Source organism: Pontimicrobium sp. MEBiC01747, assembly GCF_053601635.1.
This window is the reverse complement of record NZ_JBSHNS010000204.1, coordinates 1-7,452: the sequence shown is the minus strand read 5'-3', so window position 1 is coordinate 7,452 and position 7,452 is coordinate 1. Positions and strand designations below refer to the sequence as shown.

Sequence of the window (7,452 nt, the reverse complement as noted above, 5' to 3'; positions counted from 1 at the left end):
GTTTAGTAGTGTGTTATTAAAAAACGAGTCTTTTTCGAATAAATCTTTAAAGTCTGTATAGGTTGCGTAAACTATAATGTCTGTTTTTTTCTTTTTAAACAGTTTTCCTATTAACCCAATGATTTTAATAATATCCATATTCCCGCTAGGCGGCGGCCCATATAAATGCGGGTTATTTTTCATATCGTTTTTTAATTGTTCACTAAAACTTACATTGTACTTTTTTTCATTAAACGCTTTGGCTTTAGGCGTGCTTTTTAAGGCAATTTCATCTAGGCTATTGGTTATTTTTTTTAGCTCTACAACAAATGTATTATCTAAATGATATTGCGTTACAGTTATGTTTTGTTCTTTATAAAAGATAGAGGAGAACACTATAGAATCATTGAGCTCTGCTTTTATTTTAAATAGGCCTTGATTATCTGAATATACAGTACTTTGTTTTGTTATGTTAGAGACTTTAATGTCTTTAAGTACAGATTTGTTATCATATACTTTACCTGTTATTTGCTGAGCAGAAGTAGCTATTGAACATAATAAAAAGAGGAAGTAGCCTATTTTTTTGCACATTTTTATTCTAGTTAGTAAACCAAATGTAATAGATAATAGGATGGGTTTGGATAGGTATTAAGAGACTTTAACAATAGGTTTAAAGTATTATTAACAAAATTAACTTTCTTAATAAGAAATCATTATTTACTAAATAAGATTACTTGCGTTTTCTAAAAAGGTTAGTAATGTTATATAATAATTTGCCAATTTTTGTTCGTTCAATTACTCCATTTCTTATTTGCTGGCGTTTTAGTTTTTTTGCCTCAATACGTTCAATAAATAACGTATTATTAAGCGCTTTATGGTTTTGTTTTCTTATAGATTCTCTTTTTTTCTCTTCTGCGATTTCTTTAGATGTCTTTTTATGTGTATAATTAGAATCTATATTTACTCTTCCAGTAATTATTACTTCATCATAGGCATTGATATCTACTTCTATAGTATAATTGTAAACTGAATTATCGGTAATGAGTATTTCTGACGTTTTATAACCAATAGAACTTATAACTAACGTGTTTCCATTTTTTACTTTTAATTTATAGTTGCCATCAAAATCTGTTTGGGTTACTGTAGAAGTGCCTTTTACAAGAATATAAGCGCCTGGCATGGGTAAACCATTTTCATCTAGTATAGTTCCAGAAATAACACGTTCTTTTAAAATAGAATGTGCTACTTTTCCTTTTATTTGATTTGGTGTTTTATGAGTTTGTGAGATAGTAGTTAGTGCTCCTTGCGCATAAGCTTCATTAACACCTAAAGTTAAAAGAGTGAATAGGCTAGAAGCTACATATAATAAATAATTATTTTGGTTTTTCCTGCTATAAGAAAGCTCTCTATTTAATTGAGCGTTTTTAAAGCGTCCACAAAGTTTTCCATTTTGTTCAAAAGATTTTACAATATACTCATCGGTTTTACTAGTAAAATCAAAAACAGTTTTTTCACAAACCTTACAGTGGCGCCCTTTGTCTTTTGGAGTCATGGCATCCCAGTTTTCATGGCAAGGCTTAGGTATAGATAATTGTATAGCTTTTCTCATACTTCAAAGAAACTTCAATAATTGAAGCTATCCAATCTATAATGAGTAAACACTATGTATTGTTGCGTAAAGGCTACTTCTCAACTATTTTAACTTCAAACAACTTATCCCAACGTTTCCCTGTTACAAAAATGGTTTGTGTCTCTGGGTTGTAAGCTATACCGTTTAAAACATCTAAACCTTCGTGCTGTGTTACTTTTTCTTTTAAAGGGGAAAAATCTATAACAGCTTCTGTAGCACCGTTTTTTGGGTTTATAATAACAACTCCGTTTTTTTGATAAATATTAGCATAGATTTTTCCATTAATCCATTCTAATTCATTAAGTTGACCTATTTTTCCTTTATTAGTAAAAACTTGTATGTTACCTTCTTCAATTAAATTTTCAGGGTTTAATAACCATATTTTTTCGGTTCCATCACTTTTATATAACAATTTATTGTCGTTACATAATCCCCATCCTTCTTTACTTTGCCCATACCTAAAGCTACTAGTACGTTCTAAAGTTTCTGCATTGTATACAAATCCTTTCCCTGCTTTCCATGTTAATTGGTACACATTATTATTTAGTACTGTTAAACCTTCACCAAAAAACTCACCTGCTAAGTTTACATTTTTTGTAACCGTTGCATCTTTATAATTTACAGTTCTTAATTTAGATTCATTATACTGCCCAGTGCTTTCATACAATGTACCATTGTAAAATTCTAAACCTTGTGTGTAGGATGTTATATCGTGAGGGTAGGTGTTTATTATTTCGTAGGTTAATACTTTTGGCTTTTCGTTATTTAATATCGAAATACTCTTAGAAGCTGTTTCCGTTTCTCCATCATATTGTATAGTCGCTTCAATGGTGTGTTTCCCTAATTTAAAATCTTTTAAATTAGTTTCTTCGGTTAATGTTTGTCCATTTAAAGTGTAAACAACAGATGATACTTCTAACTTTTTTGGGTTTTTTAAAGACAATTTTAGAGTCTCATTTATAGAAATAGCATTGTTTTTTGCATTAGTTTGAATAGAAAAGCTATTTTTTTTCTTTCCAGAGTTACTACCACATCCTATGATTAAACTTCCTAAAAATATGATTGTAAGTATTTTAAATGTTTTCATTTTTGCTTTATAATTTTAAGCAAGATATTTATTAAAATTCAGTATAAAAAATCATTGCGATAAAATTAAAAGATTGTATATTTGCACCCGGCAAGTCCTACACAACCAGCTCCTGTTGAATCCTCCAGGTCGGGAACGAAGCAAAGGTAGATGGTCGTAGCGGTGTGATGTAGGTAGCTTGCCTTTTTTTGTGCACTAAATTTAGATTTAAAATCTAATTATTATATAGAAAAGATTTGCTAATAATTACTAGCAAATCTTTTTCATTTTATACCATTTAAAACAAATTCATTTTTAATTTTACAGTCTAATTATTTCAATGTATGTCTAAAGTTATTTTAATTACAGGCGGTTCTTCAGGAATAGGGAAATCTGTAGGTGAATTTTTAACAGCTAAAGGGTTTAAGGTTTACGGAACTAGTCGTAATCCAGATCGTTACAAGGATAGTAAATTTCCTATTATTGCTTTAGATGTTAAAGATGTTGTTACAATTAACAAAGCTGTTGAAAACGTAATTAATGCAGAGGGCAGGCTAGACGTTGTTATTAATAATGCTGGAGTAGGTATTACTGGGCCTATTGAAGAAACACCAGAAGAACAAATACAGCATAATTTCGATACAAATTTCTTTGGGCCTATTAATGTTATAAAAGCTGTTTTGCCGCAAATGCGTAAACAAAATAGCGGTTTAATTATTAATATAACATCTATAGCTGGTTATATGGGATTACCATATAGAGGTATTTATAGCGCTAGTAAAGGTGCTTTGGAATTAATTACCGAGGCGTTTAGAATGGAACTTAAAGATTTTAATATTAAAATGACTAATATCGCTCCTGGTGATTTTGCAACTAACATTGCTGCTGGTCGTTTTCATGCGCCAGTTATAAAGGGATCTCCTTACGAAAAAGCCTATGGTAGTGTTTTAAAAGATATAGATGAGCATGTAGATAGTGGCAATGATCCTGTAGAAATGGCCGAAATGGTTTTAAAAGTAATTAATACTAAAAACCCAAAAATTCATTATAAAGTAGGGGCTTTTATGCAGAAGTTTTCTATTATTCTTAAGTTTATTCTTCCCGATAAAGTTTATGAAAAGATGCTACTAAATCATTATAACCTATAATACTAGCTATTTAAGCTTTACAAAACCATTTGTTAATATTATTTAATATCATTTTTTTATAGTTAGATAAGTAATATTGTAAATTCGCGTTAGATTTTAATAAACACAACAAAAACAAAACAAGGTTCTCAATATTAGAGAATTACAAAACAAATTTTATGAAATTTTTTATTGATACAGCAAACTTAGACCAAATAAAAGAAGCTCAGGATTTAGGAATCTTAGATGGTGTAACTACAAACCCTTCATTAATGGCTAAAGAAGGTATTACAGGACATGATAATATTTTAAAACATTATGTAGATATCTGTAACATTGTAGATGGAGATGTAAGTGCAGAAGTTATTGCTACAGATTTTGAAGGTATGGTTAAAGAAGGTGAAGCTTTAGCTGAATTACATGAACAAATTGTAGTTAAATTACCTATGATTAAAGATGGGGTGAAAGCATGTAAATACTTTAGCGATAAAGGAATTAAAACCAATGTAACATTAGTGTTTTCTGCTGGGCAAGCTTTATTAGCTGCTAAGGCGGGAGCAACTTACGTGTCTCCTTTTATTGGAAGGTTAGATGATATTTCTACAGATGGTTTAAATCTTATTGCAGAAATAAGACACATCTATGATAACTATGGTTTTGATACAGAAATATTAGCTGCGTCTGTACGCCATACTATGCACGTAATTGATTGCGCTAAAATTGGAGCAGATGTTATGACTGGGCCACTAAGTTCTATTGAAGGTTTATTAAAACACCCTTTAACAGATATAGGTTTAGCTAAGTTTTTAGCAGATTATAAAAAAGGAAACTAAGTTTTCTAAAATGTTATAAAAAGAAAAAGCGCAATCTATAAGATTGCGCTTTTTTTGTATATAGATATGAGATCATTATTTTAAACTACCTACCATGTCTTCTGGCTTAACCCAGGCATCATAATCTTCGGCAGTAACATAACCTAAATTAATAGCTTCTGTTTTTAAAGTAGTCCCATTTTTATGTGCTGTATTTGCAATTTCAGCAGCTTTGTAGTACCCTATTTTTGTGTTTAAAGCCGTTACTAGCATTAAAGAGTTGTTAAGTAATTCTTTAATAACACCATGATTTGGTTCTATACCAGCAGCACAGTTTTCTTCAAAACTTCTACAAGCATCTCCAATAAGTTGTGCCGATTGTAAAATGTTTGCAGCCATCATTGGTTTAAATACATTAAGCTCATAATGTCCTTGTGTTCCACCAACAGTAATTGCTACATCGTTACCCATAACTTGAGCACAAACCATAGTTAAGGCTTCACATTGTGTTGGGTTTACTTTTCCTGGCATAATTGAACTACCTGGCTCGTTTGCAGGAATAATAATTTCTCCAATTCCAGAACGTGGCCCAGAAGCCATCATTCTAATATCATTAGCAATTTTATTTAAAGAAACTGCTAATTGCTTTAATGCGCCATGTGTTTCTACAATAGCATCGTGTGCAGCCAAGGCTTCAAATTTATTTGGAGCAGTTATAAATGGCAATCCAGTAAATTCTGCAATAAATTCTGCAACACGTTTAGAGTAGCCTTTTGGTGTATTTAAACCTGTACCAACAGCTGTACCACCTAAAGCTAATTCGCTTAAATGTGCTAAAGTGTTTTCTAAAGCTTGCAACCCATGATCTAATTGAGAAACATATCCAGAAAACTCTTGCCCTAAAGTTAGAGGCGTGGCATCCATTAAATGGGTACGACCTATTTTTACAACGTTTTTAAAATCGGATGATTTCTTTTTTAAAGTATCTCTTAATTGCTTAACTCCTGGAATAGTATTTTCTACAACTTTTTTGTAGGCAGCAATATGCATACCTGTAGGGAAAGTATCGTTGGAAGATTGAGATTTATTTACATCATCATTAGGTTGAATTGTTTTTTCTCCTTCACCTATTTTATGCCCAGCAATTTGGTGCGCTCTGTTTGCAATAACTTCATTAACATTCATGTTACTTTGCGTACCAGAACCCGTTTGCCAGATTACTAGAGGGAATTGGTCGTCATGCTTACCTTCTAAAATTTCTTCGCATACTTGTGCAATTAAATCTCTTTTCTCAATAGGTAAAACACCCAACTCACAGTTAGTAAATGCTGCTGCTTTTTTTAGGTAAGCAAAGCCATAGACTACTTCTAATGGCATTGTAGCTGCGGCTCCAATTTTAAAATTATTACGAGAACGTTCTGTTTGCGCTCCCCAAAGCTTATCAGAAGGGACTTTTACTTCTCCCATCGTGTCTTTCTCTATTCTGTAATCCATATCGTATTGATTAATTAAGGCTGCAAATTTACAATATTTTGGGGTATTAGGTGATTAGTTTATGGTGTTTTTGTAACGAAATAATTATTGAAAATTAATTTAAAAGTATTCTTCATCATCATTAGAAGATTATAAAAAGATTACTTTTGAAAACTTAAATGAGATATAAATAATAAAAAAATAGAATGAATAAAATAATTGTAAGTGTATTATTAATGAGTTTTACCTCGCTATGGAGTCAAAATGCTGAGGATTATTATAAAAAAGCACAGTTTTCTTTTGAAAGTAAGGACTATAAAACCGCTTTAAAACAAATAGATAATGCCATAGCAATAGATTCTAGTAATGTAGATTTCTATTTTTTAAAAGGATCAAGTTATCTAGAATTAGGTGAAGTGTTAGAAAGTTATAAAGTCTATTCTAAAGCAATTAATAAATTTCCTAAAAATGCAGCTCTTTATAATCAAAGAAGTACGCTATTATATTATAGTAAAGAATATAATGCAGCACTCAAAGATATTTCTAAAGCAATAGAAATGGAGGCTAATGATACTTTAAGAAATGAATATTTAATAAATAGAGGTTCTATTAAAGGAAAAAAAAGAGATTTTACAGGAAGCTATAAAGACTTAATTAAAGCTTATAAATTTAACCCCAAACACTTAGGGACATTAACTAATTTAGGAGCAGTCTGTGATGAAATTGGTAAAGGAGACGAAACCTTAAAATACTTGTTAGAAGCAGTCGCGGTAGATTCTACATTTTATCCCGTTTATAATAACATAGGTTTTAAGTACCAAGAAATGGGAGATTACAAAAAAGCAATTAAGTATTTTAATAAAGTATTAAAATATAATATAGAAGACCCTTTTGCATACAGTAATAGAAGTTATAACTGGTTAAAACTGGGGGATACTGAAAAAGCAATGGAAGATATAAACAAATCTATAGAATTGTTCTCAGAAAACTCGTATGCCTACAGAACAAGAGCCTTAATTTACATAGAGATGAAAGCTATTAACAAGGCTTGCGAAGATATTGATACTGCTATAAAAAAGAAGTTTACAGTAACATATGGTGATGAAGTTGAAAAGTTGAAAGAAGAGTATTGTAATAATTAATAGAAAAACTCTTAATAACCCTGTTAATAATTATTAAAATAGTATTGTATAAAAAAAGAGTTTAACTTATCTTTGTGCAAGATTTAAAAACAAGATACAGACAATTATGTTCGAATTTGACCAATATTTAGGCTTTTTAGCATTTTTAACAATCTTAACCATCGGGTTTTGGTTAATGATATTTTTAGTAACATTTGTTGTTCCTTATTGGATAGGAGGAGCT

At 30.6% G+C, this 7,452-nt stretch carries 6 protein-coding genes, 1 other RNA gene and 1 pseudogene; 4 read left to right on the top strand and 4 right to left on the bottom strand.

Going from position 1 to position 7,452, the window contains the following annotated elements; all coding sequences use genetic code 11:
• The 3 genes and pseudogenes from ACVC2P_RS06520 to ACVC2P_RS06510 form a co-directional block, all read right to left on the bottom strand.
• Window positions 1–570, bottom strand: a pseudogene (locus ACVC2P_RS06520) (hypothetical protein); the annotation flags it as partial.
• A gap of 139 nt (window positions 571–709) precedes the next feature.
• Window positions 710–1,588 (bottom strand): carboxypeptidase-like regulatory domain-containing protein, encoded by an 879-nt coding sequence (locus tag ACVC2P_RS06515; protein ID WP_452597668.1) that lies wholly within the window; start codon window positions 1,586–1,588, stop codon window positions 710–712.
• 73 nt (window positions 1,589–1,661) lie between these two features.
• Window positions 1,662–2,696, bottom strand: a complete 1,035-nt coding sequence (locus tag ACVC2P_RS06510; protein ID WP_452597667.1) for a glutaminyl-peptide cyclotransferase — start codon at window positions 2,694–2,696, stop codon at window positions 1,662–1,664.
• Between the two features lie 88 nt (window positions 2,697–2,784).
• Between ACVC2P_RS06510 and ffs the strand changes: the two genes are divergently transcribed.
• The 3 genes from ffs (at window position 2,785) to fsa (ending at window position 4,635) form a co-directional block, all read left to right on the top strand.
• Window positions 2,785–2,883: signal recognition particle sRNA small type (ffs, locus tag ACVC2P_RS06505), an RNA gene on the top strand.
• Window positions 2,884–3,019: 136 nt separating this feature from the next.
• A complete protein-coding gene (locus tag ACVC2P_RS06500; protein WP_452597666.1) occupies window positions 3,020–3,823 on the top strand; it encodes an SDR family oxidoreductase in 804 nt (267 codons plus the stop codon).
• 158 nt (window positions 3,824–3,981) lie between these two features.
• Entirely contained in the window at window positions 3,982–4,635 is a 654-nt protein-coding gene (fsa, locus tag ACVC2P_RS06495; RefSeq protein ID WP_452597665.1) for a fructose-6-phosphate aldolase, read from the top strand.
• Between the two features lie 75 nt (window positions 4,636–4,710).
• On the opposite strand, the gene fumC is transcribed toward fsa, so the two are convergent.
• Window positions 4,711–6,108 carry a class II fumarate hydratase gene (gene fumC / locus ACVC2P_RS06490; protein WP_452597664.1) on the bottom strand — a complete coding sequence of 466 codons (1,398 nt, stop codon included), beginning with the start codon at window positions 6,106–6,108 and terminating at the stop codon, window positions 4,711–4,713.
• 185 nt (window positions 6,109–6,293) lie between these two features.
• Between fumC and ACVC2P_RS06485 the strand changes: the two genes are divergently transcribed.
• Window positions 6,294–7,229 carry a tetratricopeptide repeat protein gene (locus ACVC2P_RS06485; protein ID WP_452597663.1) on the top strand — a complete coding sequence of 312 codons (936 nt, stop codon included), beginning with the start codon at window positions 6,294–6,296 and terminating at the stop codon, window positions 7,227–7,229.
• Window positions 7,230–7,452: the final 223 nt, after the last annotated feature.

Excerpts from the sequence above, each read along its gene's own strand:
- fsa (WP_452597665.1), top strand. The coding sequence starts at position 3,982 with ATGAAATTTTTTATTGATACAGCAAACTTAGACCAAATAAAAGAAGCT.
- fumC (WP_452597664.1), bottom strand. The coding sequence starts at position 6,108 with ATGGATTACAGAATAGAGAAAGACACGATGGGAGAAGTAAAAGTCCCT.
- ACVC2P_RS06515 (WP_452597668.1), bottom strand. The coding sequence starts at position 1,588 with ATGAGAAAAGCTATACAATTATCTATACCTAAGCCTTGCCATGAAAAC.
- ACVC2P_RS06485 (WP_452597663.1), top strand. The coding sequence starts at position 6,294 with ATGAATAAAATAATTGTAAGTGTATTATTAATGAGTTTTACCTCGCTA.
- ACVC2P_RS06500 (WP_452597666.1), top strand. The coding sequence starts at position 3,020 with ATGTCTAAAGTTATTTTAATTACAGGCGGTTCTTCAGGAATAGGGAAA.
- ACVC2P_RS06510 (WP_452597667.1), bottom strand. The coding sequence starts at position 2,696 with ATGAAAACATTTAAAATACTTACAATCATATTTTTAGGAAGTTTAATC.